This is a genomic window from Sporosarcina aquimarina (assembly GCF_023715615.1).
GTDB lineage: Bacteria > Bacillota > Bacilli > Bacillales_A > Planococcaceae > Sporosarcina > Sporosarcina aquimarina_A.
Map to the genome: position 1 here is coordinate 854,831 of NZ_JAMBOM010000001.1, position 24,023 is coordinate 878,853.

Below are 24,023 nucleotides of genomic sequence, written 5' to 3' on the forward strand. Positions count from 1 at the left end.
CTTTCTCTAATGTGTGAGAAGCTCAAACAAAAAACATTGTGCCGCTCTTTTTTCAGATGGTACACTTAACCATATGTAAAATAGGTACAGGCTATTAATGGAGGTGCAGGAAAATTACATTTAAACGAATTGGCATAACCGCAATGCTTACAATTTTGATTGCTTTGTTTATGCTATATCCACTCGATAGTTACATATCCCAACCTGGTGGTGCTTATGAATTAACACCGCTTGTTAAAGTGGAAGATGGAGACGAAGACGATGCAGGAACGTTTAGTCTCATGACAATATCTGTTGGGAAAGCTACACCTGCAACCTATTTTTGGTCTAAGGTTTCAGACAAAATGCAGTTACTTCCAGCGAATAAAGTAAGACGACATGGCGAGAGTGATCAGGAATACAATGTGCGACAGTTGCGTTTGATGAGTGATTCACAATTTAACGCTATTACAGTTGCCTTTGAAAAAGCCGGGAAACCAGTGGACATCGATTTTGCAGGCATTTACATTCAACACGTCGTGGATGGGAGTGCTTCAGACGGGAAACTAGAAGCTGGTGATCGAGTTGTTGGAGTGGATGGGAAGCCGCTAATTGAGCCCGACCAGTTCGCTACTTATATTGCGGATCAGCGAAAAGGTGACACGATTCAAGTTGAAGCAGAGCGAGACAAGAAAAAATTCCAAACAGATATTACATTAAAAGAAATTCCAGAAGCAAATGGAAAAGTAGGTTTAGGAATTCAATTTTTAGAAGATCGCTCTTTGAAAACGATTCCCAAAGTGAATTTCAATACATCTGAAATCGGAGGTCCTTCTGCTGGATTAATGTTTACGCTAGAAATTATTAACCAATTAAAAGAAGAAGATATCTCTAAAGGGTATACTATCGCGGGAACGGGTGAAATGATGCCAGGTGGAACTGTTGGAAGAATTGGTGGGATTGACTTTAAAGTCATGGCTGCTGATCGTGACGGAATGGAAATTTTCTTCGCTCCGGATGACGATTTACCTGAAGAAGTAAAAGCTGCAAACCCAGGCATTAAGACCAATTATGAAGAAGCCTCAGAAACCGCAAAAAAAATAGGTACGAAAATGAAAATCGTACCTGTAAAAACAGTGGATGATGCATTGAGCTACCTAGAGAAGTTAGAGTCAAAAAAGTGAGTTAGTACTTCCGAATAGGAGGAATCGTATAGTCTAGCCCGAGCTGTGGCTGAGTTGGATCAATGCCAAAAGCGTACAAATCCGAAATAGACGCAGAGAAGATAGCAGAAGCACTTTCGGAATTGGCTAGGCGACTCACTACAGGCAGTTTCATCTCCTCTTTCATTTCTTTTAAGTAGGATTGGCCGATGGATGTCATTCCGAGGAGTCGCAAGTGATCTGGATTCTGCATGGCCGCTCGATCATTGTATGTGAAACCTGTGAAGATATGAGTCAGCATGCGTTGAATCCGTGTCCAGGTGTATCGCTTTGATTTTACAATTGCCATGAATTGCTGAAACGTATCTGCTTTTTTTGCTGCTTTGTACAAAAGGTTTTCAAGTCCTTCTGAAACGTCTGCAATGGTTGCTAGCCTCTCAGGACCTTCTCGAAGGATTTGGAATCGAAGAAGTGGATAAAAGCCATCCCAGCTACCAAAACGTCCGCGCTGCGCAAGCCAATCATTCAGTGATTGAACAACTGAGTGGGGAACAAACTGCTGAATGTTTTCTGTGCTCTTACTTTCAAAAAACTCTTTCCGGATACCGGTTGCACTTGCAATTGGTGTGTCATGTGCGACATCATCATGATATCCGGCACCAAGTCGCGGAAGGGTGGCGGGAATCATCGCGGACCCCATTTTTTTAGCTGACTCCATATAGTGGAAGCCTAAAATGTTGTTAGGTAATGATAAATCCACTGTTTCATGTTCGTTCATAGAAGAACGAATGAGTGTTGAGTAGGCTCTGTTCAGCGCTTTTGGATAACTGATGCCTTCCTGAACTGCATCACGAATAGTTGCGTCATACTGCGCTTGAACCGAGTCGATACGGTTCAGCGTTTCAATAAAGGGGGCGATTGAACCGTTTTCACTTCCGAAACAATAGCTGGAACAGCCAGCAGCATCTAACAGTTGGATGGCACCCGATGCAAACGAAGGTGCGTTCGAGGTTGCCCGTTCATAAGGTAATTCGAAAACTAGGTCTACTCCATTGTCGATGGCCATTTTTGTACGTGTCCATTTGTCGATGAGTGCAGGTTCCCCGCGCTGTAGAAAGTTCCCACTCATTACTGCGATAACTAATTCTGATTCGGTTTGAGCTTTCGCAGAGATTACATGGTGCAAGTGTCCGTTGTGAAAAGGATTATATTCTACAACTATGCCAACTGCTTTCATGGAAAATCACTCCTGTTTGAAGAATTCTATTCGTTTAGTATAATGAACTAAGCGTTCAAGTGACAAGAAAATATCTTGACATCTTTTTTTATCCGCTATATAATCAAAAGTGTTGTCTTGAGGTGATAGGCATGAAATGGTCAATTCATCAATTGCGTAAGTTCAGGCAGGGAGCATCAATGCCGCTTGACGAAGTGGTTGATCTTGGATCTGTAAGGGAAAGAAACCCGGAAATTCGGGCAATTTCACCTGTTCAGTTAAAAGGAAGTTGTACAGTTAGTTCGAAAAAGATATCGTTTCGTTTCCATTTGGAAGGTTCGTTGACATTACCATGTGCACGCACATGGGAAGATGTTCATTTTCCGTTCTCTATTGAGTCGGACGAGCAGTACAGTTGGGATGAAGACGTATTAGCACAAGACGATGAGATCCACCCGATTACGGGAGATGTAGTCGATCCAATGCCGATCTTTGAAGAACTCATTCTTTTGGAAGTACCATTACAGGTCTACTGTGATGATGCGGATACCATGACGGAAGCCTCCGGCAAGGGTTGGTCATATGCGACTGACGAAGAGTACAATCTACAATTGACAGAAGAACAGGATAAGAAAACGGATCCTAGACTTGCAGGCTTAGCAAGATTTTTTGAATCCGATAACGACTAGTCGAAATAAAGGAGGTGCCCTCTAATGGCAGTACCAAAGAGAAGAACATCTAAAACCAAAAAGAACATGCGCCGTACACATTACAAGTTACAAGTTCCAGGTATGACAACTTGTGATAACTGTGGTGAAATGAAATTGGCACACCGCATCTGTAAGTCTTGCGGTCAATACAAAGGGAAAGTTGTTGTAGGCGAATAATTAGATTCTGCCGCAACTCCCGGATGGCGTTTGCTATCTAAAGGCTACCGTGAGACCATGGCTCACGGTAGTCTTTTTTTTACATATAATTAGGAGGCATCAGCATGTCCTTTAAGATTACATCCGATCAGGGAACTGTCACGTTTACAATCACGCGCCCTGAAGTTCGCAATGCCGTAAATTATGAAGTGATGGACGGACTTGAACAATTCGTTGACTTTGTTGAGCAAGATGGTGATGTGAAATGGTGTGTCATCACGTCTGAAGGTGGAAAAGCATTTTGTTCGGGAGGAGATCTCAGTGAGTTCCACTCGTTAGAAACGTCTGCTCAAGCACTTCCAATGCTCTCTCGAATGACGAAGTTGTTATACAGACTTGCAACGTTACCGATCCCTGTTATTGCACTGATGGATGGTGCAGCAGTCGGTGGCGGTTGCGAAATTGCATCGGCTTGTGATTACAGATTGATGAAGTCTGGTTCAAAAGCAGGGTTCATCCAAGGGTCTCTTGCAATTACAACGGGATGGGGTGGGGCATCGTTGCTATATGAGAAAAAGTCTGGGCATAGTGAAGTACTGCAACTATTGACAGAAGCTCGTGTCCATACAGCTGAAAAACTGCTTGAGTGGGGATGGATTACAGATACCTATTCAGGCGACAAACAAGTTGCACTCGATAAATTTACAGCTAAATTCGACCACATAGAGTCTTCAGTGCTGCAAGCTTATAAAGCCATTGCAATCCGCAAATGGGAACAATCTGACTTAAAAGGACGGATGATTGAAGAGTGCAAGCGGTGTTCAATTCTCTGGGAATCAGAAGCGCATCATGCAGCTGTTCATCAATTTCGTAGCCGGTAAACACTTGCTTAGTAGATTGAATATTCAAAAGATAAATGAATAGTTGAAAACGGTTTCATTGTTCAGATAAACTAGTAAATAGATAAATGAAAATCATCTATCTACAGCAAGCAAAAGTTGAGGAGGAAATAATATGGCTCAAGTACTTTCTACAATGACGGGAACAGTTTTCACAATTGAAGTTGAAGTGGGGCAAGAAGTGAAAAAAGGGGATGTCGTTGTTATCCTTGAATCGATGAAGATGGAAATTCCTGTTGAAGCTGAAATGGATGGAAAAGTGGCGTCAATTGCTGTGAAAGAAGAGGATTTTGTTGACGAAGGTGACCTTATTCTGACGTTTGAAGGATAAGCGAATTAGTTAAGGGGGAGTTCACATGACAAACCACACAGAAGAACAAAAGGGGTATAATCATAAGCTAGAACAGCAACTCGAGAAAATCTTTGCTGGCGGACAACCTAACTATCATGAAAAAGCTGCGCAACAAGGAAAGTTATTTGTACGCAAACGTCTTGAGTTACTTTTTGACGACGGTGAGTATACAGAAGATGGTCGCTTCGCGAATTGTGAAGCAGGAGACTTGCCAGCAGATGGTGTCGTTACCGCTATGGGGAAAGTCGGTGGCCAAACTGTTTGCGTTATGGCAAATGATTCAACAATTAAAGCGGGCTCATGGGGTTCTCGTACAGTCGAGAAGATTATTAGAATCCAAGAAACGGCAGAAATGCATCGAGTACCGATGCTCTATTTAGTCGATTCTGCAGGCGCCCGTATTACGGATCAGCTGGATATGTTTCCGAATCGCAGAGGTGCAGGACGAATTTTCCATAACCAAGTGAGACTGTCAGGGTTTATCCCGCAAATTTGCGTTCTGTTCGGACCTTCAGCCGCTGGAGGTGCGTACATACCAGCTTTTTGTGATATTGTCATCATGGTTAAGGGGAATGCATCGATGTATTTAGGTTCTCCGAGAATGGCTGAAAAGGTCATTGGTCAGAAAGTATCGTTAGAGGAAATGGGCGGTGCGGAAATGCATTGTTCCGTCAGTGGATGTGGGGATGTACTGGCAGAGGACGAGGAGGAAGCAATCGCTGAAGCGAAACGTTATCTTGCGTTCTTTCCTGCGAACTTTACGGAGCCTGCACCCGTAGCGGAAGCTGTGGCGGCAAAAGTAGGACGATCACTGGAAGAAATCATTCCTGAAAACCAAAACGCACCATTTAATATGTATGAAGCGCTAGATGTGCTGATTGACGAGGGAAGTTTCTTTGAAGTGAAAAAGAAATTTGCACCTGAATTGATTACGGGACTCGCGCGTATTAACGGCAAGTCTGTAGGGATTATCGCAAACCAGCCAAAAGCGAAGGGCGGTGTGTTGTTCGTCGATTCCGCAGACAAAGGTGCCAAATTCATCAATTTGTGTGATGCATTTTCAATTCCCTTGCTATTTTTAGCTGATGTTCCTGGATTCATGATCGGGACGAAAGTGGAAAAAGAGGGGATCATACGTCATGGAGCAAAACTGATTATGGCGATGAGTTCCGCGACTGTACCGAAAATTTCCGTTGTTGTTCGAAAAGCATACGGCGCTGGATTATACGCGATGGCGGGTCCTGCGTTTGAACCAGATGTTTGTATCGCACTGCCGACAGCGCAAATTGCAGTAATGGGCCCGGAAGCTGCTGTGAACGCAGTCTATTCCAACAAAATTGAAGCGATTGAAGATCCGAAAGAGCGGCGTGCGTATGTACAGCAAAAACAGCAGGAGTACAAAGAAGAGATTGATATTTATCGCTTAGCATCAGAAATGATTATTGACGAAATCGTGAAACCTTCTGATTTGCGTACAGTCCTTGCTGCACGTTTTAAGCTGTATAGTACGAAGAATATCCCACAGCCTCCTCGGAAACATCCGGTTTATCCAGTTTAAGTGATTAGAGTTTCTGTCCGCCTAAAGGGCGGACTTTTCTCATGGAAGGGGGGATAGAATGGAAGTCGTCATTGCAGGAGCGGGAGCAATGGGACTATTAATTGGTTCTTACTTAGCAGAAGCGGGGATGTCGGTGTCGTTTTTTACTAGACGTGAAGACCAAGCTAGTGAACTTCGAAAACATGGCGTGACAAGAATACAGAATGACCGAGAAAGAACTTTTCAAGTTGCTGCTTTTTCGGATTTGACGAATGTCCCGCAGAAGGCATTGTGGATTCTTGCTATGAAATCGAATGATCTTCGACATGTAATGAAAAAGCTGGAGAATCATGTACTTCTAGAACAACTGGTGTTCATCCAAAACGGACTCCGTCATTATGAACTTGCTCTCTCATTGTCCATCCCTTCTGTAGCAGTTGCTTCGTTGACACATGGCGCTTGGAAAAGAGATGACAGAACTGTGTTTCATAACGGTATCGGAGTGATGAGTATCGCTCCCGTTAAAAGCAGTCAGAAGGACTCCTTTTCGCTAATTGCAGTAGATTCCCCTTCGTTTCCTATTTTATACGAAAAGGATGCATATCAGATGTTGCTACGAAAAGTGTTAGTGAATTGTTGCATTAACCCGCTGACGGCTATTTTGGAGTTGAAGAATGGTGAATTACTCACTAATAATTCTGCTCATCATCTTATGAAAGCGATTTATGTAGAACTTGCAACTGAATATCCAGAGGTTGCCAAAAAAATGTCTTTTTCAGATATAGAAGCGGTTTGCAGACGTACTGCAGATAACTGCTCTTCTATGTTTGTTGATAAAATAAATAAAATCCCGATGGAAATCGACACGATTGTTAGTGCGATTTTAGAAGGACATGAAGAGAAAATGCCAACGCTTAAATTGTGTGAAACATTGTTGAAAGCAATTGATGAAAGGAAAGAAGACGCATGAAAGAGATGTTACAGTTTTTGTTGTCACTCATCGTCATTGTGCCCTATTTGTTGACAATGGTATTGTTTGTAATAGTAAAAGTGAGTGGTTATTCTTCTGTAAGGTCATTTCGAATTGCGGCAGATGTAACAGTGCCTTTTTTGTTCCTATCTGTGAGTGTGTTATTCACAATGATCACGGGGATACAAGGCGGTGTCTTCCTGATTGTAGGAGTACTTATAGCGGGGATAGGTTTTGCAATTGCGGAGAGAATTCGTAGTAAAGAGTTCCGTATGAAGTATATGTTCCGCAATCTGTGGAGAATGCTATTTCTTATCCTATCATTGCTCTACATCGTCTTGTTGTTGTTAGGTGTTGGGCAAACGGTTGCTGAATTTTTAAGGAGTTAGCGGATGAGCAAGCGTATGTTTTTTAACAATGACAGTGGAGTGATATACTCAATCCATAAATAGATGGTGAAAAAAGGGGCTTGAACGATGGAAATTGCATCACAAAACGTACATAAAAGCGCCGTTATGGAGGCGTATGGACAAGACGCGCAGTTCAACAAAACATTCTTCGATTATCCACTTAGCGCTGAAAGTTACCCACAGCGACTTGCTGAATTGAACAGTCGCCTGTTTCAACGAGAAGAACTTGCGCGGACAATCCGCTCCTATATGGAGCCTTTCGGAATTTCAGATGCTGCCTCTGCGCATTTAAATGAACTCTCAAACAATGGGGTTGTTATCGTCGGAGGACAACAAGCTGGACTCTTGACGGGGCCGCTCTATTCCATCCACAAAGCGATTACCGTTATTTTGCTTGCGGCACAACAACGGAAAGAATTGGGGGTTCCTGTTATCCCTGTATTTTGGGTAGCGGGTGAGGACCATGATTTAGAAGAAATCAATCATGTCTTTTCAGAACAAGATGGCAGACCGTTGAAACAGCAATATCCGGAAAGATTTGTCTTAAAGACAATGGCATCAGACACTGAGTATGATGCTGTGCAAATGACTAGCTACATACGTCAAGTTTTCCGAGATTTCGAAGAAACCGCATATACGAAGGAATTATTAGAAGAAGTGCTTCAATCAGCAAATCAAGAACACACCTTTACTGGTTTCTTTGTTCGATTAATGAACGGCCTATTTAAAAAACATGGACTGTTGTTCATAGACTCAGCAGAAAAGGCGTTGCGTAAGCTAGAATCCGACTATTTCAAAAAACTCATTAAAGAATCTGAAGCGATTGCCGAAAAGATTACCGAAAAGGAGCGGCTATTTAAAGAACAAGGCTTTGGGACACCTATTCAATCAGCAAAAGATGCGGCTCACCTTTTTTACATTCACGACACAGGCCGAGTCTTATTGAGTAGGAAAGGCGATTTGTTTATCAATGAATCTGCAGGTATTCAGTTTACAACTAAAGAAATGCTTGAAATCGCTGAACAAACCCCATGGCAACTAAGCAATAACGTTGCGACGAGACCTTTGATGCAAGATATGGTATTCCCTGTTCTTGCGTTTGTAGGAGGACCTGGTGAAATTGCTTATTGGTCGTTGTTAAAAGATGCTTTTAATCAGTTAAATATGAAGATGCCAATACTCGTACCTAGAATCTCCATGACGTTAGTTACTCAACAAACCTTGCACGCACTTGAAAAGTCAAAGCTGACAGTTGCCGGTGTGATGGCTGGAGAAGTCATTAGCAGAAGAGCCGATTTTCTAGACGAGCAACGAGACGTTCAACTCGAACAGTTACTACAAGAAACTGAAAATGTAATTCAGGAACAATACAACAAAATGAAGCAACACATCACTGACAAGGACTTGGCGAATCTCGCTGAAAAAAATCGTGCTTATCATTTACGTCAGCTTACCTATCTTCAAGATAAAGCGGAGGACGCGTTGTTAAGGAAATACGCCGTAGCGATCCGTGATTATAGTCGAGTAGAAGGGGATTTGTATCCTGAAAGAAATCTTCAGGAACGTACGTATACACCATACCCATATTTAAATGTATATGGACCTACGTTAATCGACGACTTGTTGAAAGCCCCGTTACCGATTAATGGTCAACATGTTGTTATTTACTTATAAATCATTTATGAGAGCATCTCTTAAGCACAGCAACTGTGCTTATAGGGGTGCTTTTCTTTGTAATAAATGTAACAATCTCAATAAATGAAGTACTATTGATACATTTTCATTGCAATTTGGGAAATTGGTGGAGGAAAGTGGGGGGATGTGGTACATTAAATTTATATAGTGGGGTGAAGGGTATGTTCATGGGTGAATATCAGCATACTATCGATACAAAAGGCCGTTTGATAATCCCTTCCAAATTCAGGGAAGATCTTGCGGATGGCTTTGTGTTGACTCGTGGTTTGGACAATTGCCTCTTCGGTTATCCAATGCATGAATGGAAAAAGCTTGAAGAGAAATTGAAAGCGTTGCCCGTGACTAAGAAAGACGCCCGAGCATTCACACGATTTTTCTTTTCTGGTGCAACTGAAGTTGAACTAGACAAGCAAGGACGTGTAAATATTCCATCTTCACTACTTGGCTATGCCAAAATCTCTAAAGACTGCATGGTTATTGGTGTTTCGGGAAGATTTGAAATATGGTCTGAAGAAAATTGGCAGACGTATTACGAAGAATCCGAGGAATCCTTTAACGATATCGCAGAAAATATTATGGACTTTGACTTTTGACGTTAATTTTAGAAAGCAGGCGGTACCAGTGTTCGATCATACAACTGTTTTACTTCACGAAGCTGTAGAAGGCCTTTCCATACAACCTGAAGGAATCTATGTAGATTGCACACTTGGCGGTGCGGGTCATAGTACAGAGATTGCAAAGCGTTTATCAGGTAAAGGAAGACTTATTTGTTTTGACCAAGATATGACTGCAATCGAAGCGGCGAAAGATACGTTATCCGAGTATTTAGATAGAGTGACATTCATTCACGCTAATTTCAGTCAGTTAAAAGAGGAACTCCTTAGAATTGATATAGAATCTGTTGATGGAATTTTGTATGATCTTGGCGTTTCTTCACCGCAATTGGATACACCTGAACGAGGATTCAGCTACAATCATGATGCCCCTTTGGATATGAGGATGGACACCTCAGCTGCCTTGACTGCTTTTGAAGTAGTAAACGAATGGAGTTATCAAGAATTGCTTCGTATCTTCTTCCGCTACGGTGAAGAGAAGTTCTCAAAAAGTATTGCTCGAAAAATTGAGGAAGCGCGAACTGAAAAGCCAATTCAAACAACTGCAGAACTTGCAGAGCTTATTAAAATTGGAATCCCTGCAGCAGCAAGAAGAACAGGTGGGCACCCTGCAAAACGAGTGTTTCAAGCTATTCGAATTGCAGTTAATGATGAATTAGGTGCAGCAGAAAAGTCGCTGACAGACGCTATTGAGCTCCTCAATCCAAAAGGGCGAATAAGTGTAATCACTTTTCACTCGTTGGAAGATCGATTGTGTAAGACAATTTTCAAGGAGGCTTCCTCATTGCCGGAACTTCCACCCAACTTGCCAGTAATCCCAGAAGGTCTTGACGTTAAATTGAAATTGATTACCCGTAAACCTATTTTGCCAAGTGAAGAAGAAATAGAAGCCAACAAGCGAGCAAGATCTGCGAAGCTTAGAATAGCTGAAAGAAAATGAAAAGGGGATGAGGATGAATGGCTCTAGAGCAACGTAAAATCCAACCGAATTACATACCGGAACAGGAAACTCAAGCGAGTCCCGCAACGATACCTGCTCCGAAAACCCGGAAGATTTTCTCACCGGGTGAAAAATTCCTAGCTGTTGTGTTCATTGCGGCTGTTGTGATGTTTTCAACGACGGTGCTTCATACACAGGCGCAGATCAATGATACAAACAAAGATATGCACTATCTTTCAAACAAAATTGAGGAAACATCAAAACAGAATATTGAATTGTCCAATCAAGTAAGCGAGAAATCTACGTACGAACGTATTTGGGAGAAAGCGAAAGAACTCGGCTTGAATCTGAATGAAAGTAACGTAAAGGTCGTGCCTGGACGATGAAGAAAAAGAAATTTCGATTTCAAGGTGGAGCCTTTCTAATGCTTTTGTTATTTGGAGGGCTCTTTTTCCTTTTGTTCGGAAGAATGCTACTTATTCAAATTACCGGACAGATCGATGGTCGCCCCCTTGCAGCAATGGCGGATCAAAAATACTTAAAGGAAAGTGTGTTAAAAGCAAACCGAGGACAGATTGTTGATCGAGCAGGGGAAGTCATTGCGACGGATACGCTGAGTTATCGGTTGGTTGCTGTTCTAAGTAAGGATGCAAGCAAAGGTTCTAAAAAACCACAGCATGTCACAGATTTTGAACATACAGCAGAAGTTCTAAGTAAGTATATTGATATGGACAAGGAAGCAATTTTGAAACGATTTGAAGAAGCTCCTGAAAAAGCTTATCAAGTGGAATTCGGCAAGGCTGGACGCTCCATATCGAATGAGACTGCAGACGCTATCAAGAAAGAGGAATTACCAGGTATCCGTTTCTTTGAGGACAAAAAGCGTCTTTATCCGAATGGGGATTTTGCTTCTTATTTAGTAGGCTTTGCGATGCCGGAAGAAACGGAAGACAAAACCGTGAAAACAGTAGGTAAAATGGGGCTGGAAAAAACCTATAATAAACAACTTACAGGAATTGACGGGAAAGTGGACTTCAAAACAGACCGGTGGGGGATCCAGCTCCGTGACACAAAGAAGAATATCCAAGCACCTCAAGATGGTCAGACGATTCAACTAACCCTCGACAAAACAATTGAGAATTTCACGGAAGATGCGCTTAATCGTGCTGAAGAGAAATACCACCCTGAAAAAATGCTCGCAGTCGTTGTGAATCCGAAAACGGGTGAAATTCTATCAATGAGTCAACGTCCATCTTTCCATCCTGGAACACGCGAAGGATTGACAGGGAATTGGCTCAATGAAGCTGTTGAAGAAACATTTGAACCAGGGTCGACCATGAAAATGTTTACACTTGCAGCGGCTATTGAAGAAAACAAATGGGATCCGAATGCCTATTACAAATCAGGACAATATGAAATTTATGATCAAACCATTCGTGATGTAAATAAAGTTGGGTGGGGGATGATCACATTTCTTGAAGGTTTCCAGCGTTCGTCCAATGTATCGATGGCATACTTGCTTGAGAAATTGGGAGATCAGACACTTATTGAATACTTTGAGGAATTCGGATTTGGCAAGAAAGTTGGAATTGACTTGCCAAATGAGGCCTCAGGGATTCTGTTAGCGAACTATCCAAGTGAACGACTTACAACTTCTTACGGACAAGGTTCAACTGTAACACCGATTCAGATGGTACAAGCAGCAACGGCTATCGCTAATAACGGAAAGATGATGACCCCTTATGTAATTGATCAAATTATTGATCCTAATACAGACAACATCGTCGAGAAACATGAACCTGCTGCGAAAAAGAGCCCAATTAGTGAACAAACTGCTAAGCAAGTACGTGAAATTCTAGCATCGGTTATTACTTCTGAACATGGAACTGGTAAAAAATTCGCTTTAGAGGGATATGATGCGGGAGGGAAAACAGGTACTGCACAAATCCCTAAAACATCAGGCGGAGGATATATTGGTGGAGATGGAAATTACTTGTATTCGTTCCTGGGGATGGCGCCGATTGACGATCCACAGTTATTAACGTATGTGCTCGTTCAAAAGCCTAAATTGAAAGCTGGCCAATATGGATCAGACCCGACTTCAGAAATTTTCACATCTATTATGGAAAGTAGTTTGAAGTATTTAAATATCGCCCCTGATGCTGAACAACCTGATAAATCGCTGGAGTTGAAAGATTATACAGGTAAATCATCAGAAGAAGTGACGGCGAGTTTGACCGAATTAGGTCTAAAACCAGTTGTTGTCGGAAAACCAGGTAAAGTTGTTCAGCAGTCTCCTGCTGTCAACACTAAGATAACCAAGGATTCGCTTGTGCTTCTCAAAACTTCTGGCGAAACTATTCTTCCAGACTTTACAGGATGGTCCAAGAAACAAGTATTAGTTTTCAAGAACTTCTCAGGTCTAGATATTCGTTTTAATGGGGAAGGATTCGTTGTAAAACAAAGCCTTTCAAAGGGCGCAACCGTCTCAGAAAATGACCCGGTTGTAATTACATTAGAAGAACCCGAACAGCTTAACCAACCGAAGCCCGAATCAGAAGAAGAACCTGAAATTATTGGTGGTTGATGAATAGCGGAGCATACACTCTCATAAATTAGCAATAAAACGAGAGGTGTGAAGCTCTTTGAAAGAAATAATCGGAATGCGGTCTAGAAAGAGACTGCGAGCCGTATTCATTATTTTTTTACTCCTACTGGGGGCAACTGTAGGGAAATTATTTCATGCACAAATTATTAAACATGAATGGCTGAAAGAGCGTGCACAAGCAAACTGGGATCGTGAGATCCCTTTTGGCGGAGTTAGAGGAGAGATTGTAGATCGAAATGGCAAATTGATTGTTGGTAACCAACTTGCCCCTACTCTATACTTCATGCCAGCTCAAAATCCGGATCCAGAAGATGCGGCAGCTAAACTTGCGCCCATCCTCCAGGTCGATCAGGAGAAGTTAGCCGAGAAAATGAGTAAAAAAGATTACATGGTTAAATTAGCACCAGAAGGAAAAAATATTGCGAAAGCTCAGGCGGATAAGATTTCCGAGTTGAAAATTCCTGGTCTTTATACAGGTGTAGATTTCATGCGTAGTTATCCAAATGGCGAACTACTTTCTCGCCTTTTAGGATTTACAGGATATGACGGTCAAGGTCTTGCTGGTATTGAATATGCATATAACGAGTTCCTGAACGGAACAGGGGACAGAATTCGGATGTATACGGATGCAAGAGGCGTGCCACTCCCCCATGTAGATGATGATTTTAAAGATGGTAAAAAGGGCTCATCCGTAGTTTTGACAATTGATGCTGAGATACAAAAAATTGTTGAACGAGAACTCTCACAAGCAATGGAAAAGTATGATGCCAGTCAAGCACTTGCGATTGTGATGAATCCTAAAACAGGAGAGCTTCTATCTTTAGCGTCTGCACCAACATTCGATCCAGCAAACTATCAGGAAGCAGATCCTAATATTTACAACAGAAACTTACCGGTTTGGATGACCTTTGAACCTGGTTCAACTTTTAAGATTATGACATTAGCGGCAGGGCTGGAAGAAAAAGTTATTGACTTGGACCATGAAACCTTCAATGATCCAGGGTATACTATGGTAGGTGGAGCTCGCTTGAGATGCTGGAAGCGAGAAGGTCATGGCCATCAATCATTTCTAGAAGTCGTTGAAAACTCTTGTAACCCGGGCTTCATAGAAATCGGCCGTCGACTAGGGGAAGAGAAACTATCTTCTTATATCCGTAATTTTGGTTTTGGTGAATCTACAGAATCGGGTATTGCAGGTGAAGCAAATGGAATTTTGTTTGCTAAAGATGCGTTTGGACCTGTAGAGCAAGCAACTACTTCTTTTGGTCAAGGAATAGCAGTAACACCAATTCAACAAGTCCAGGCTGTAGCAGCCGCAGTGAACGGTGGAATGCTGTACAAACCATATATCGTCAAGGAAATTATTGGACCTGATGGGAAAGCAACTCAATCATATGTACCTGAAATGAAGCGTCGTGTCATCAGCGAAGAGACTTCTGCAGAAGTTAGAAGAGCATTGGAATCTGTTGTTGCGAATGGTTCAGGGCGTAATGCGTTTGTCGATGAAATCAGAGTTGGTGGGAAAACGGGGACAGCGCAAAAAGTTCAAGATGGAAAGTATAAGGAAGGAGACTACATCGTCTCATTCATCGGGGTTGCACCTTCTAATGATCCGGAATTAGTCGTCTATGTAGCAATAGATAGCCCTAAAAACTCAGTTCAATTCGGTGGTGTCATTGCAGCACCGATTGTAGGAAGAATCATTGAGGAAATTGCTCCATTGGCAGGTGTCAAACCACAAAAAGATCAGATGGAAAAAGAATATCGTTGGGGCGATCCGATTACGCAACAAATTCCAGATCTTCGAGGGTTGACCAAAGACGAAGTTGCAAATCAGCAATATACGCTTAAAATTGAATGGCATGGAAATGGTAAGAAAGTTACTAAGCAGTTACCTGTACCTGGAACAGAAGTGAATGAAGGAGATGTGCTTCACGTTTATACAGAGTAATTGTACGAACATGACTGAACCAACAACTTGTTTGGGAACACAGAAGGAGAACTAGACATGACGCTCGTCACAACAATCACGGCTATTGCCGTAACATTTGGCCTTACGGCTCTACTGGGTTATGCGATCATCCCATTGCTAAGACGGATGAAATTTGGTCAAAGCATTCGTGAAGAAGGTCCTCAAGCTCATTTGAAAAAAGCAGGAACACCAACAATGGGCGGTTTGATTTTTCTTGTCGCGATTCTTATTGCAACGCCTATTTTGTCTTACATAAATGGCGTACTCACTACTCAGACAATCGTTCTATTGCTTGTACTGGTTGGTTTTGGGGTCATTGGATTTATAGATGACTTCATCATTGTGGTTATGAAAAGAAATCTTGGACTGACTTCTCTGCAAAAACTGATAGGTCAAATCATTATTGCGATTTTTGCATTTTTCCTGTTGAAACTAGGACCTTTTGATACAGTAATCTCGATTCCCTTCACAGGATTTGAGATCGATATGGGAATCTTTTATGTCGTATTCCTGATTTTTTGGCTAGTTGGATTTTCAAATGCTGTGAATCTCACAGATGGATTGGATGGACTTGTTTCAGGTACATCATCGATTGCATTTTCTGCCTTCGGTATTCTAGCAGTTTCCTATAATCAGCAAGATATTGCGATGTTTTCATTCGTCGTTTCTGGAGCAATGCTTGGTTTCTTATTGTTCAACATGAAACCAGCGAGAGTATTTATGGGAGATACGGGCTCGCTCGCACTTGGTGGGGCATTGGCGATGATTTCAATGCTTATTAAACAAGAGTTCTTGTTGCTCATTATCGGGATTGTGTATGTAATTGAGACACTATCCGTGATAATTCAAGTGATTAGTTTTAAAACGACAGGCAAACGGGTATTCAAGATGAGTCCGATTCATCATCATTTTGAACTTTCTGGATGGTCTGAATGGAAAGTGGTTCTTGTCTTTTGGGGAATTGCATTTCTTGCTGCGATCGTACCTGTACTTATGGAGGTGATGTAAATGCACAATGCAGCGCAGTTTTTAGGGAAAAAAGCACTCGTTCTAGGATTGGCAAAAAGTGGTCATGCAGCCGCCTCGTTGCTTTCAGCTTGCGGGGCAACAGTTACGTTAAATGACGCTGCGCCTGACGAAGGAAACCCACTTGCTGAAGAGCTACGGGTACAAGGAGTCCGTGTGATTTGCGGTGGACATCCAGAAGATATCTTACACGCTGGATTTGACTTCATTGTAAAAAATCCGGGCATTCCGTATACCAATCCAGTGATTATACAGGCTGAGCAACTTGGGATTCCAATTTGGACAGAAATTGAACTTGCTTATCTGATCAGTGACGCACCAATTATTGGGATTACTGGCTCGAATGGAAAAACTACAACGACTACACTGCTTTATCACATGTTAAATATCGGGGATAGACATCCTCTAATAGCTGGTAATATTGGAACGGTTGCAAGCACAGTTGCTTCAAAAGCAACTGCTGATGAAGTTATTGTTTTAGAAGCATCTTCATTCCAATTGATGGGCGTTGATAAATTCCGTCCACATATCGCGATATGGACAAATTTGTACGAGGCGCACTTGGACTATCATGGCAGTGCAACAGCGTACGCCGAAGCGAAAGCACAAATCACAAAAAATCAAACAGCAACTGATTTTCTGATTTATAACGCAGACCAACCAATTATTGAGCGATTCATAGGAAACACAAAAGCCACTCTTGTCCCTTTTACAACAAAAGGAAGATGTTCTGAAGGGATTTCAGCAGACGGTGAGTCAATCTACTGGCTGGGTGAGCCGATTATCTCTAGGAAAAAAATTACGTTACCCGGAGCGCACAACTTAGAAAACATCTTGTCTGCAACTGCTGCTGCGTTGTTGTATGGCTGTGAACGATGTGCGATAGAGAGTGTACTCAGTTCGTTTACAGGTGTTAGGCACCGCATGCAATTTGTAACAGAATATGAAGGACGTAAATTTTATAATGATTCGAAGGCAACCAATACGTTAGCAACCAAAAGTGCGCTATCTTCATTTGAAACACCGACGATTCTAATTGCTGGTGGTTTGGATCGAGGACACTCGTTTGAGGAGTTACGCCCCCATATGGTCCATGTTAAAGCCCTAATAGGAATTGGTGAAACGGCTGATCGAATTATACAGTTCGCCGAGTCATGTGGCGTAGGAATTGTTCGTGAGGCAGGAACTCTTCGTGAAGCCATACTGGATGCCTACGCCGTATCTGAAATAGGAGACACAGTTCTACTTTCTCCTGCATGTGCGAGCTGGGATCAGTATCCTAACTTTGAAGCAAGAGGCGATGAATTTATCGAAGCTGTTCAAAAACTAAAACCATGAACTATCAGTATTCGTTAATTCTTTAAATCTAACAGCGAAAGGATGCATCCACTGCTTTCAAAGTATAGAATGCTCTTTATGTTATCAGCCATAGCACTGACGATAATCGGTGTGCTCTTTGTTCACTCAGCCGCGGCTTATTGGGGAGAAGTCCGATATGCTGATGCCGCTCCATTTGCCGTCAAACAACTTATTTACATAGGTGTATCTATTTCAATTGCCTATTTGATGATGCGGACCCCTGTGTTATCAACAGAGAAGTTTTGGACATTATTCTATGTTGTAGCTGTTGTGTTATTAACGTTGGTTCTCATTCCGGGAATTGGGGCAGTTAGAAATGGCTCTCAAAGTTGGATTGCATTTGGACCAATTAGTTTGCAACCAGCAGAGTTTGTGAAAGTTGCTTTGATTGGGAAACTTGCAATGAGTATGAAGTCTAAATCTGGGCAGAAAGTTTGGGATTGGCGTCATTTCGCATTGATCTTATTGCCTTTTGCTTTAATTATGATGCAACCTGACTTAGGTTCAGCCGTCATAATGATCGTTTCAGCTTTTGTCGTATTGTTTGTTGCAGGTTATCCTCTTACTTTCTTTTCTTTGTTGGGGGTGACTGGTGTTGGAGCGTTCACTGCACTAATAGCAGCAGCACCTTACCGGTTAGCTCGCATAAAATCGTACATCGATCCATGGAGTGACCCGCTAGGTAAAGGATTCCAAGGTATTCAGTCACTTTTTGCAATTGCACCAGGCGGATTGCTGGGACATGGATTTGGTAATAGTAGACAAAAATATTTGTACTTACCTGAGCCTCAAAATGATTTTATCTTTTCGATTATTGCAGAAGAGACTGGCTTTATAGGTGCGACTGTTGTTTTGTTGCTGTTTGTTTGTTTACTTATAGGTGCCTTTGGGGTTGCTATTAGAACTTCCGGATGGAAAGAATGTCTTGTTGTATCTGGAATGGCATCCATCATTATCTTCCAGACATTCCTGAATGTCGGGGTTGTTTCTGGCCTGCTTCCAGTAACAGGTGTCACCTTACCATTCATCAGCTACGGTGGATCTTCTATGCTGACGACATGGCTTGCTGTAGGTACGATCTTACATTTTTCTAGACAAAAGAGAGATTGAGTGAAAAGGAGGGGGAGGAAATGGAAAAGGTTATTGATATTGAAGAACGGATTCCGTCTATGCGTAAAAAACGTCGCAAAAAGACGAATAGGAAGTTTGTGTTCATTTTACTCTTATTTGTCACCATCCTCCTCGTCCTCCTTTATTTTCAATCGCAAGCGAGTAAAATCGATGCAGTCGTTCTTGAAGGATCAGTGCTACATGATAAGGATTTCTATTTAAAACAAGCTGGAATTTCTTCAGGGGACTCTATATGGGGATTCGATATTGAGAATGCAACCAAGCGTCTTCGTGCTGTAGAAGGTGTACAAGAGGCTTCTGTTTCACGGAAATGGTTTCGGGATGTGCACATTACGGTTCAGGAATGGAGCCCGATTGCATGGATGGATAGAAAAGGACAATACGAGCTCATCCTTGAAAATGGAGATGTTTTTACGCCAGATGAAGAACCTTTAGTGGACATTCCAATCGTGGATGGGTTTGAAGACGAGGAAGTGCGAAAACTTCTTGCTTCACAACTAATCGAATTGGACGACTCGATTTACCAACTCGTTTCTGAAATTGTGGAACAGGAAGATTCGGAGGGTGACCAAGTGATATTGTACATGGACGATGGATATGAAGTTCATGCTTCACTCGGAACACTTTCGGACAAGCTTTCGTATTATCCTGAAATTGTGAATCAGCTGAATGGTTCAGAAAAAGGCGTGATCGACGTGGAAGTAGGAACGTATTTCACTCCGTATAGTAAATTATATGGAAGTGAAGAAAGTAAAGTGGATAAAGAAAATGCGGAAGAAGAAAAAGGTGATGACAGTGAGTCTAAAGACGAGTGATAGAAAAAAAAGGAATAACCGTATTTCTTATGCCCTCGTATTTTTAGTGCTTGGTTTCATTTTATCCTTTTCCTACCGTACGCTCGGACCAGGGTCTGAAACACAGCAACTGCGCTCTGAAATTGATTCGAAAGAAGAAGGGTTTCGAGAGGAATTAATCGAACAAAAAGAACGTAACAAGCAGCTGACAGATGAAATCTCTTCAAAACAAAAGACAATTGCAGAAGTTGAACAAACATTAAGCGATACGGAAGAAAACCATGATTTGCTCGTCAAAGAAGCAAAAAATCTCCGGTTACTACTGGGAGTTGTTCCAGCAAGTGGACAGGGGATTCGGGTAGAACTGGCGGACGGAGATTACGATCCGGCTGAGCAAAATCCGAATGAATATATAGTACATGAAAGCCAAGTTCTATTAGTAGTTAACGAACTCAAAATAGCAGGGGCGCAGGCGCTTTCGATTAATGGTCAACGTTTGAATGCGAATTCTAGTATAAAATGTACGGGCCCCGTCATTACAATTGATGGACAAACCTATCCTGCTCCTTTCGTGGTAGAAGCAATTGGGGATTCCAACGCGCTTAACTCGTCGCTGATGCTAAAAGGCGGCGTAATGGATAGTTTGTTATCAGATAACATTGAGATGAAAATCGAGAAGCGGAAAGAGATTCTTATGCCTGCATTACGAGATGATATACAGGGATAATCCAATCCGACGAGGGAGGATGGGTGTGTATGAGGCGTAAATGGATGTTCACTTTCATCCTGCTCATTGTCGGTTTTATGGTTGCGGTACAGTATAATACTGTTCAGCAGCCGGAAGAGCGAGATACGCGGGACTTGTGGGCAATCAGAAATGAGTTAGCAAAGGAACGTAAACTCCATTCGGAACTATTGACAGAAGTTCGTGAACTGGATACAACAATTGGGAAGTACAATGCATCTGAAGGAGCGAGTGCAGGGAAAGCATTAGCTGATACGGTTCACGATTTACGAGAACAAGCGGGAATAATTGACCAAACGGGTCCTGGCCTAGTAATAGATGTCGTCCCTTCAGAAGAAAGTATTGCATTTGGGACACCACTGCACGAAGTAAGCCCGGAATTACTAACGCGATTTGTTAATGAAGTGAACCGTTTTAAAGGGATTGACATGGAGATCGATGGAAAACGTGTGACTGGGTTAAGTGCTATCCGGGACATAAACGGTGAGACGACAGTGAATGGATTGGCTGTATCGCTACCACCCTTTCAAATAAAAATCCTTTCTGCGGATTTGGAGAGTAGTGAAAAGTTATATAACTTTTTACAATCCTCATCTATTCTCGATGACTTCTATTTAGATGATTTTGTGTTAGAGGTTGGACAACCCCAATCTGAAGTAACGATAAATGGCCGAATCGAACAATTTGAGAATCACTTTCTTAAAGAATTGCCAAAGGGGGGCTGACAATGTGGTTACCAATATTGGGGTTAATACTTGGGGTATCGCTTGGATTTCTCTCGGATATCCAGATTCCACAAGAATACGGTAATTATTTGTCAATTGCCGTGTTGGCAGCACTCGATACATTGCTTGGAGGCATCCGAGCTCACTTACAGAGGGTATATGATGATCAAGTATTCATCACAGGATTTTTCTTCAATATTTTACTGGCTGCAGGGCTTGCATTCCTTGGAGTACACTTAGGTGTGGATCTTTATTTAGCAGCTATATTTGCATTTGGAGTCCGGTTATTCCAGAATCTAGCCGTTATTCGACGGGTATTACTCACTAAATGGTCAGAGTATCGAAAAGTTTCTACGACAAATACTTCAAAATGAGAGGATTTCGAGAGGGGATGGCGAAAATATTTAGACAATGCAGTAAGAATACAATAGAATGGAAGAAGAGTCACAATGGGAGGTGCCAAAGATGAGTCAGTCAAATATGTATGTGTCACTCGACATCGGGTCCTCCACTATCAAAGTCCTAATCGGCGAGGTGGATGGCGGGTCCCTACATGTGATTGGGGTGGGCAATGTTCAATCTGCCGGTATCCGCAAAGGATCCATTGTGGACATTGATGCAACAGTACAATCTATCCGTAAAGCAGTAGAACAGGCAGAACGGATGACAGGATTACAAGTTAAAGAGGTTGTGCTTGGAATACCATCAAATGGTGTTACACTTCATGATGTAAAAGGTGTCGTCGCTGTAAACTCCGTGAATCGTGAAATTACAGATGACGATTTAGACCGTGTCATGGAGTCTGCACAAGTAATGTCTGTTGCACCTGAACGAGAAATTGTAAATATCATTCCGAAGCAATTCATTGTGGATGATTATGATGAGATAAAAGATCCTAGAGGGATGATCGGAGTTCGTCTTGAAATGGACGGTACAATGATTACGACATCAAAAACACTTGTACACAATATCCTTCGTTGTGTAGAACGCGCTGGGCTATCCATTCGTGAAATCTATTTGCAGCCGCTCGCTTCCGGTACATTCGCATTAACGGAAGACGAAAAGAATCATGGAACGGCGTTCATCGATATCGGTGGGGGCTCAACGACAGTTTCCGTGTTCTGGGAAAATCGATTTGCGGCAACAACAGTTTTACCAGTAGGTGGAGATCATATTACAAAAGATCTCTCGATTATTCTTAAGACGACGACTGAACAAGCAAGAAAAATTAAACACCAATTTGGTCATGCATTTTACGATGATGCATCGGATGACGAGCTATTTGAAGTTCCGGTAATTGGTGCAGATACAAAAGATCAGTATAGCCAAAAATACATATCGGAGATTATCGGTGTAAGGCTCGAGGAACTATTTGAGCTTGTCCTTGAAGAGTTGTATCGCTTGGGCATCCGGGATCTTCCGGGTGGTGTTGTGTTGACTGGTGGTACAACCAAAATGGATGGCATTTTGCAACTGGCACGTCATGTCCTCAACACGCGCGTTCGAATCCATACGCCAGAATATATCGGTGTTCGTGAGCCGATGTATTCAACAGCTGTTGGACTAATTCGTTATGCGAGTATGGAGGATACGTTCTTTGGGGAAGAATACTCTGAACCAATGGGACAAGCGTATGATGAAACGGCTGCTGCACCTGCTGCTAGAAAGACTCACGAACCAAAACAAGCAAAAGATTCACTACTTGGTAAAACAAAACGCTTTTTCGATAGTTTTTTTGAATAAGTTTAAGTTCCAAATGAGCCGTTGAATGATTAGGAGGAGAAGAGATGCTAGAGTTTGATACGAATATTGAAGCGCTTGCAGTCATCAAAGTAATCGGTGTTGGTGGCGGAGGAAATAACGCAGTAAATAGAATGATAGAGCACGGAGTACAAGGTGTAGAGTTCATAGCAGTGAACACTGACGCACAAGCACTTAACTTATCTCAAGCCGAAGTGAAACTTCAAATTGGTGGGAAATTGACACGTGGTCTGGGAGCTGGAGCTAACCCTGAAGTTGGTAAGAAGGCTGCTGAAGAAAGCCGTGAACAGTTGGAAGAGGCACTTCGAGGAGCTGATATGGTATTTGTTACTGCAGGTATGGGTGGCGGTACAGGTACTGGAGCAGCTCCTGTCATTGCACAAATCGCAAAAGATTTAGGTGCCTTGACAGTAGGTGTTGTGACTCGTCCTTTCACATTTGAAGGTCGTAAACGTTCAACACAAGCAATTGGTGGAATTACAGCGATGAAAGAATCTGTAGATACACTTATTGTTATTCCAAATGATAAGCTGCTTGAAATTGTGGACAAAAATACACCGATGCTCGAAGCATTCCGAGAAGCAGATAATGTTCTTCGACAAGGTGTCCAAGGTATTTCAGATTTGATCGCTGTACCTGGATTGATCAACTTGGACTTTGCCGATGTGAAGACGATTATGTCTAATAAAGGATCAGCTCTCATGGGAATCGGGATGTCCACTGGTGAGAATCGCGCATCTGAAGCAGCTAAAAAAGCCATCTCCAGTCCTTTGCTTGAAACATCGATTGATGGAGCAAAAGGTGTGTTAATGAACATTACAGGTGGTTCTAACTTAAGCCTATTCGAAGTACAAGAAGCTGCTGATATTGTCGCTTCTGCTTCTGATGAAGATGTGAATATGATTTTCGGATCTGTCATTAACGATGATTTGAAAGATGAAATTATTGTGACAGTCATCGCAACCGGTTTCACAGATGAGCAAATTGCTCAAGTTCGAGGAACACGATCAGCTGGATATGCTGGAATTCGTCAACGTGAGGCGCAAGCGCCACAAAGTAATCCGACTCCAAACAATCAAATTCGTCATGAAGAACCGCAGCATCAGCAACCAATTCATCAAGAACCTGTGCGCAGTCAGCAACAGACCCAACAAGACGATGGCCTAGATATTCCGACGTTCTTACGTAATCGTCGCCGCAAATAAATTAAGTGTAAAAACCTCCGACAACCGAGTCGGAGGTTTTTTTGTGTTTTTCTTTC

At 42.2% G+C, this 24,023-nt stretch carries 24 protein-coding genes; 23 read left to right on the forward strand and 1 reads right to left on the reverse strand.

Annotated features, from left to right (window positions below):
- Positions 1-128 precede the first annotated feature (128 nt).
- Positions 129-1,163 (forward strand): SepM family pheromone-processing serine protease, encoded by a 1,035-nt coding sequence (locus M3197_RS03880; RefSeq protein ID WP_349774101.1) that lies wholly within the window; start codon positions 129-131, stop codon positions 1,161-1,163.
- 1 nt (position 1,164) lies between these two features.
- Here the strand turns inward: M3197_RS03880 and M3197_RS03885 are convergent, their stop codons facing one another.
- Entirely contained in the window at positions 1,165-2,379 is a 1,215-nt protein-coding gene (locus tag M3197_RS03885; RefSeq protein WP_251658731.1) for a nucleotidyltransferase, read from the reverse strand.
- 131 nt (positions 2,380-2,510) lie between these two features.
- Here M3197_RS03885 and M3197_RS03890 point away from each other — a divergent pair, with 131 nt between their 5' ends.
- The 22 genes from M3197_RS03890 to ftsZ all read left to right on the forward strand — a co-directional run bounded on the left by M3197_RS03890 (position 2,511) and on the right by ftsZ (position 23,967).
- Complete coding sequence (locus tag M3197_RS03890; RefSeq protein ID WP_251658733.1) at positions 2,511-3,047, forward strand: YceD family protein; 537 nt, start codon at positions 2,511-2,513, stop codon at positions 3,045-3,047.
- Between the two features lie 24 nt (positions 3,048-3,071).
- Entirely contained in the window at positions 3,072-3,245 is a 174-nt protein-coding gene (gene rpmF, locus M3197_RS03895; protein WP_251658734.1) for a 50S ribosomal protein L32, read from the forward strand.
- A 104-nt stretch (positions 3,246-3,349) separates the two neighbouring features.
- Positions 3,350-4,105, forward strand: coding sequence for an enoyl-CoA hydratase/isomerase family protein (locus M3197_RS03900; RefSeq protein ID WP_251658736.1), 756 nt, complete (start codon positions 3,350-3,352; stop codon positions 4,103-4,105).
- Between the two features lie 133 nt (positions 4,106-4,238).
- On the forward strand, positions 4,239-4,454 hold the full coding sequence (locus M3197_RS03905; protein WP_025785162.1) for a biotin/lipoyl-binding carrier protein: 216 nt from the start codon (positions 4,239-4,241) through the stop codon (positions 4,452-4,454).
- A gap of 25 nt (positions 4,455-4,479) precedes the next feature.
- On the forward strand, positions 4,480-6,033 hold the full coding sequence (locus M3197_RS03910; protein ID WP_251658738.1) for an acyl-CoA carboxylase subunit beta: 1,554 nt from the start codon (positions 4,480-4,482) through the stop codon (positions 6,031-6,033).
- Between the two features lie 58 nt (positions 6,034-6,091).
- Positions 6,092-6,982, forward strand: a complete 891-nt coding sequence (locus M3197_RS03915; RefSeq protein WP_251658741.1) for a 2-dehydropantoate 2-reductase — start codon at positions 6,092-6,094, stop codon at positions 6,980-6,982.
- Positions 6,979-7,371, forward strand: a complete 393-nt coding sequence (locus tag M3197_RS03920; protein ID WP_251658743.1) for a DUF3397 family protein — start codon at positions 6,979-6,981, stop codon at positions 7,369-7,371. The genes M3197_RS03915 and M3197_RS03920 overlap by 4 nt, the downstream gene beginning before the upstream one ends.
- Before the next feature lie 87 nt (positions 7,372-7,458).
- Complete coding sequence (gene bshC, locus M3197_RS03925) at positions 7,459-9,066, forward strand: bacillithiol biosynthesis cysteine-adding enzyme BshC (RefSeq protein WP_251658746.1); 1,608 nt, start codon at positions 7,459-7,461, stop codon at positions 9,064-9,066.
- 182 nt (positions 9,067-9,248) lie between these two features.
- Positions 9,249-9,680: a division/cell wall cluster transcriptional repressor MraZ gene (mraZ, locus tag M3197_RS03930; RefSeq protein WP_125102006.1), complete on the forward strand. Its 432-nt coding sequence runs from the start codon at positions 9,249-9,251 to the stop codon at positions 9,678-9,680.
- A 28-nt stretch (positions 9,681-9,708) separates the two neighbouring features.
- Positions 9,709-10,641, forward strand: a complete 933-nt coding sequence (gene rsmH / locus M3197_RS03935; RefSeq protein WP_251658748.1) for a 16S rRNA (cytosine(1402)-N(4))-methyltransferase RsmH — start codon at positions 9,709-9,711, stop codon at positions 10,639-10,641.
- A 17-nt stretch (positions 10,642-10,658) separates the two neighbouring features.
- On the forward strand, positions 10,659-11,027 hold the full coding sequence (gene ftsL, locus M3197_RS03940; protein ID WP_251658750.1) for a cell division protein FtsL: 369 nt from the start codon (positions 10,659-10,661) through the stop codon (positions 11,025-11,027).
- Positions 11,024-13,228 (forward strand): penicillin-binding transpeptidase domain-containing protein, encoded by a 2,205-nt coding sequence (locus M3197_RS03945; protein WP_251658752.1) that lies wholly within the window; start codon positions 11,024-11,026, stop codon positions 13,226-13,228. The genes ftsL and M3197_RS03945 overlap by 4 nt, the downstream gene beginning before the upstream one ends.
- Positions 13,229-13,304: 76 nt before the next feature.
- Complete coding sequence (locus M3197_RS03950; protein ID WP_251660083.1) at positions 13,305-15,200, forward strand: stage V sporulation protein D; 1,896 nt, start codon at positions 13,305-13,307, stop codon at positions 15,198-15,200.
- A 57-nt stretch (positions 15,201-15,257) separates the two neighbouring features.
- Entirely contained in the window at positions 15,258-16,229 is a 972-nt protein-coding gene (gene mraY / locus M3197_RS03955) for a phospho-N-acetylmuramoyl-pentapeptide-transferase (protein WP_025785145.1), read from the forward strand.
- Positions 16,230-17,585 (forward strand): UDP-N-acetylmuramoyl-L-alanine--D-glutamate ligase, encoded by a 1,356-nt coding sequence (murD, locus tag M3197_RS03960; RefSeq protein ID WP_251658754.1) that lies wholly within the window; start codon positions 16,230-16,232, stop codon positions 17,583-17,585.
- A 78-nt stretch (positions 17,586-17,663) separates the two neighbouring features.
- Entirely contained in the window at positions 17,664-18,716 is a 1,053-nt protein-coding gene (ftsW, locus tag M3197_RS03965; RefSeq protein ID WP_251658756.1) for a putative lipid II flippase FtsW, read from the forward strand.
- 20 nt (positions 18,717-18,736) lie between these two features.
- Positions 18,737-19,552 (forward strand): cell division protein FtsQ/DivIB, encoded by an 816-nt coding sequence (locus M3197_RS03970; protein ID WP_251658757.1) that lies wholly within the window; start codon positions 18,737-18,739, stop codon positions 19,550-19,552.
- Entirely contained in the window at positions 19,527-20,258 is a 732-nt protein-coding gene (locus M3197_RS03975; RefSeq protein ID WP_251658759.1) for a DUF881 domain-containing protein, read from the forward strand. Before M3197_RS03970 ends, M3197_RS03975 begins: the two co-directional genes overlap by 26 nt.
- A 29-nt stretch (positions 20,259-20,287) precedes the next feature.
- Complete coding sequence (locus tag M3197_RS03980; protein WP_251658761.1) at positions 20,288-21,001, forward strand: DUF881 domain-containing protein; 714 nt, start codon at positions 20,288-20,290, stop codon at positions 20,999-21,001.
- A gap of 2 nt (positions 21,002-21,003) precedes the next feature.
- On the forward strand, positions 21,004-21,375 hold the full coding sequence (locus tag M3197_RS03985) for a small basic family protein (RefSeq protein WP_025785139.1): 372 nt from the start codon (positions 21,004-21,006) through the stop codon (positions 21,373-21,375).
- Between the two features lie 91 nt (positions 21,376-21,466).
- Entirely contained in the window at positions 21,467-22,744 is a 1,278-nt protein-coding gene (gene ftsA, locus M3197_RS03990) for a cell division protein FtsA (RefSeq protein ID WP_251658763.1), read from the forward strand.
- 44 nt (positions 22,745-22,788) lie between these two features.
- The gene (gene ftsZ, locus M3197_RS03995; protein WP_251658764.1) at positions 22,789-23,967 is read left to right on the forward strand and encodes a cell division protein FtsZ; all 1,179 of its coding nucleotides are present in this window, start codon (positions 22,789-22,791) and stop codon (positions 23,965-23,967) included.
- Positions 23,968-24,023 lie beyond the last annotated feature (56 nt).

What these genes read in the sequence shown, in the direction of transcription:
- M3197_RS03885 (WP_251658731.1), bottom strand. Translation starts at nt 2,379, where the DNA reads ATGAAAGCAGTTGGCATAGTTGTAGAATATAATCCTTTTCACAACGGA.
- M3197_RS03890 (WP_251658733.1), top strand. Translation starts at nt 2,511, where the DNA reads ATGAAATGGTCAATTCATCAATTGCGTAAGTTCAGGCAGGGAGCATCA.
- rpmF (WP_251658734.1), top strand. Translation starts at nt 3,072, where the DNA reads ATGGCAGTACCAAAGAGAAGAACATCTAAAACCAAAAAGAACATGCGC.
- M3197_RS03900 (WP_251658736.1), top strand. Translation starts at nt 3,350, where the DNA reads ATGTCCTTTAAGATTACATCCGATCAGGGAACTGTCACGTTTACAATC.
- M3197_RS03905 (WP_025785162.1), top strand. Translation starts at nt 4,239, where the DNA reads ATGGCTCAAGTACTTTCTACAATGACGGGAACAGTTTTCACAATTGAA.
- M3197_RS03910 (WP_251658738.1), top strand. Translation starts at nt 4,480, where the DNA reads ATGACAAACCACACAGAAGAACAAAAGGGGTATAATCATAAGCTAGAA.
- M3197_RS03915 (WP_251658741.1), top strand. Translation starts at nt 6,092, where the DNA reads ATGGAAGTCGTCATTGCAGGAGCGGGAGCAATGGGACTATTAATTGGT.
- M3197_RS03920 (WP_251658743.1), top strand. Translation starts at nt 6,979, where the DNA reads ATGAAAGAGATGTTACAGTTTTTGTTGTCACTCATCGTCATTGTGCCC.
- bshC (WP_251658746.1), top strand. Translation starts at nt 7,459, where the DNA reads ATGGAAATTGCATCACAAAACGTACATAAAAGCGCCGTTATGGAGGCG.
- mraZ (WP_125102006.1), top strand. Translation starts at nt 9,249, where the DNA reads ATGTTCATGGGTGAATATCAGCATACTATCGATACAAAAGGCCGTTTG.
- ftsL (WP_251658750.1), top strand. Translation starts at nt 10,659, where the DNA reads ATGGCTCTAGAGCAACGTAAAATCCAACCGAATTACATACCGGAACAG.
- M3197_RS03945 (WP_251658752.1), top strand. Translation starts at nt 11,024, where the DNA reads ATGAAGAAAAAGAAATTTCGATTTCAAGGTGGAGCCTTTCTAATGCTT.
- M3197_RS03950 (WP_251660083.1), top strand. Translation starts at nt 13,305, where the DNA reads ATGCGGTCTAGAAAGAGACTGCGAGCCGTATTCATTATTTTTTTACTC.
- mraY (WP_025785145.1), top strand. Translation starts at nt 15,258, where the DNA reads ATGACGCTCGTCACAACAATCACGGCTATTGCCGTAACATTTGGCCTT.
- murD (WP_251658754.1), top strand. Translation starts at nt 16,230, where the DNA reads ATGCACAATGCAGCGCAGTTTTTAGGGAAAAAAGCACTCGTTCTAGGA.
- ftsW (WP_251658756.1), top strand. Translation starts at nt 17,664, where the DNA reads ATGTTATCAGCCATAGCACTGACGATAATCGGTGTGCTCTTTGTTCAC.
- M3197_RS03970 (WP_251658757.1), top strand. Translation starts at nt 18,737, where the DNA reads ATGGAAAAGGTTATTGATATTGAAGAACGGATTCCGTCTATGCGTAAA.
- M3197_RS03975 (WP_251658759.1), top strand. Translation starts at nt 19,527, where the DNA reads ATGACAGTGAGTCTAAAGACGAGTGATAGAAAAAAAAGGAATAACCGT.
- M3197_RS03980 (WP_251658761.1), top strand. Translation starts at nt 20,288, where the DNA reads ATGAGGCGTAAATGGATGTTCACTTTCATCCTGCTCATTGTCGGTTTT.
- M3197_RS03985 (WP_025785139.1), top strand. Translation starts at nt 21,004, where the DNA reads ATGTGGTTACCAATATTGGGGTTAATACTTGGGGTATCGCTTGGATTT.
- ftsA (WP_251658763.1), top strand. Translation starts at nt 21,467, where the DNA reads ATGAGTCAGTCAAATATGTATGTGTCACTCGACATCGGGTCCTCCACT.
- ftsZ (WP_251658764.1), top strand. Translation starts at nt 22,789, where the DNA reads ATGCTAGAGTTTGATACGAATATTGAAGCGCTTGCAGTCATCAAAGTA.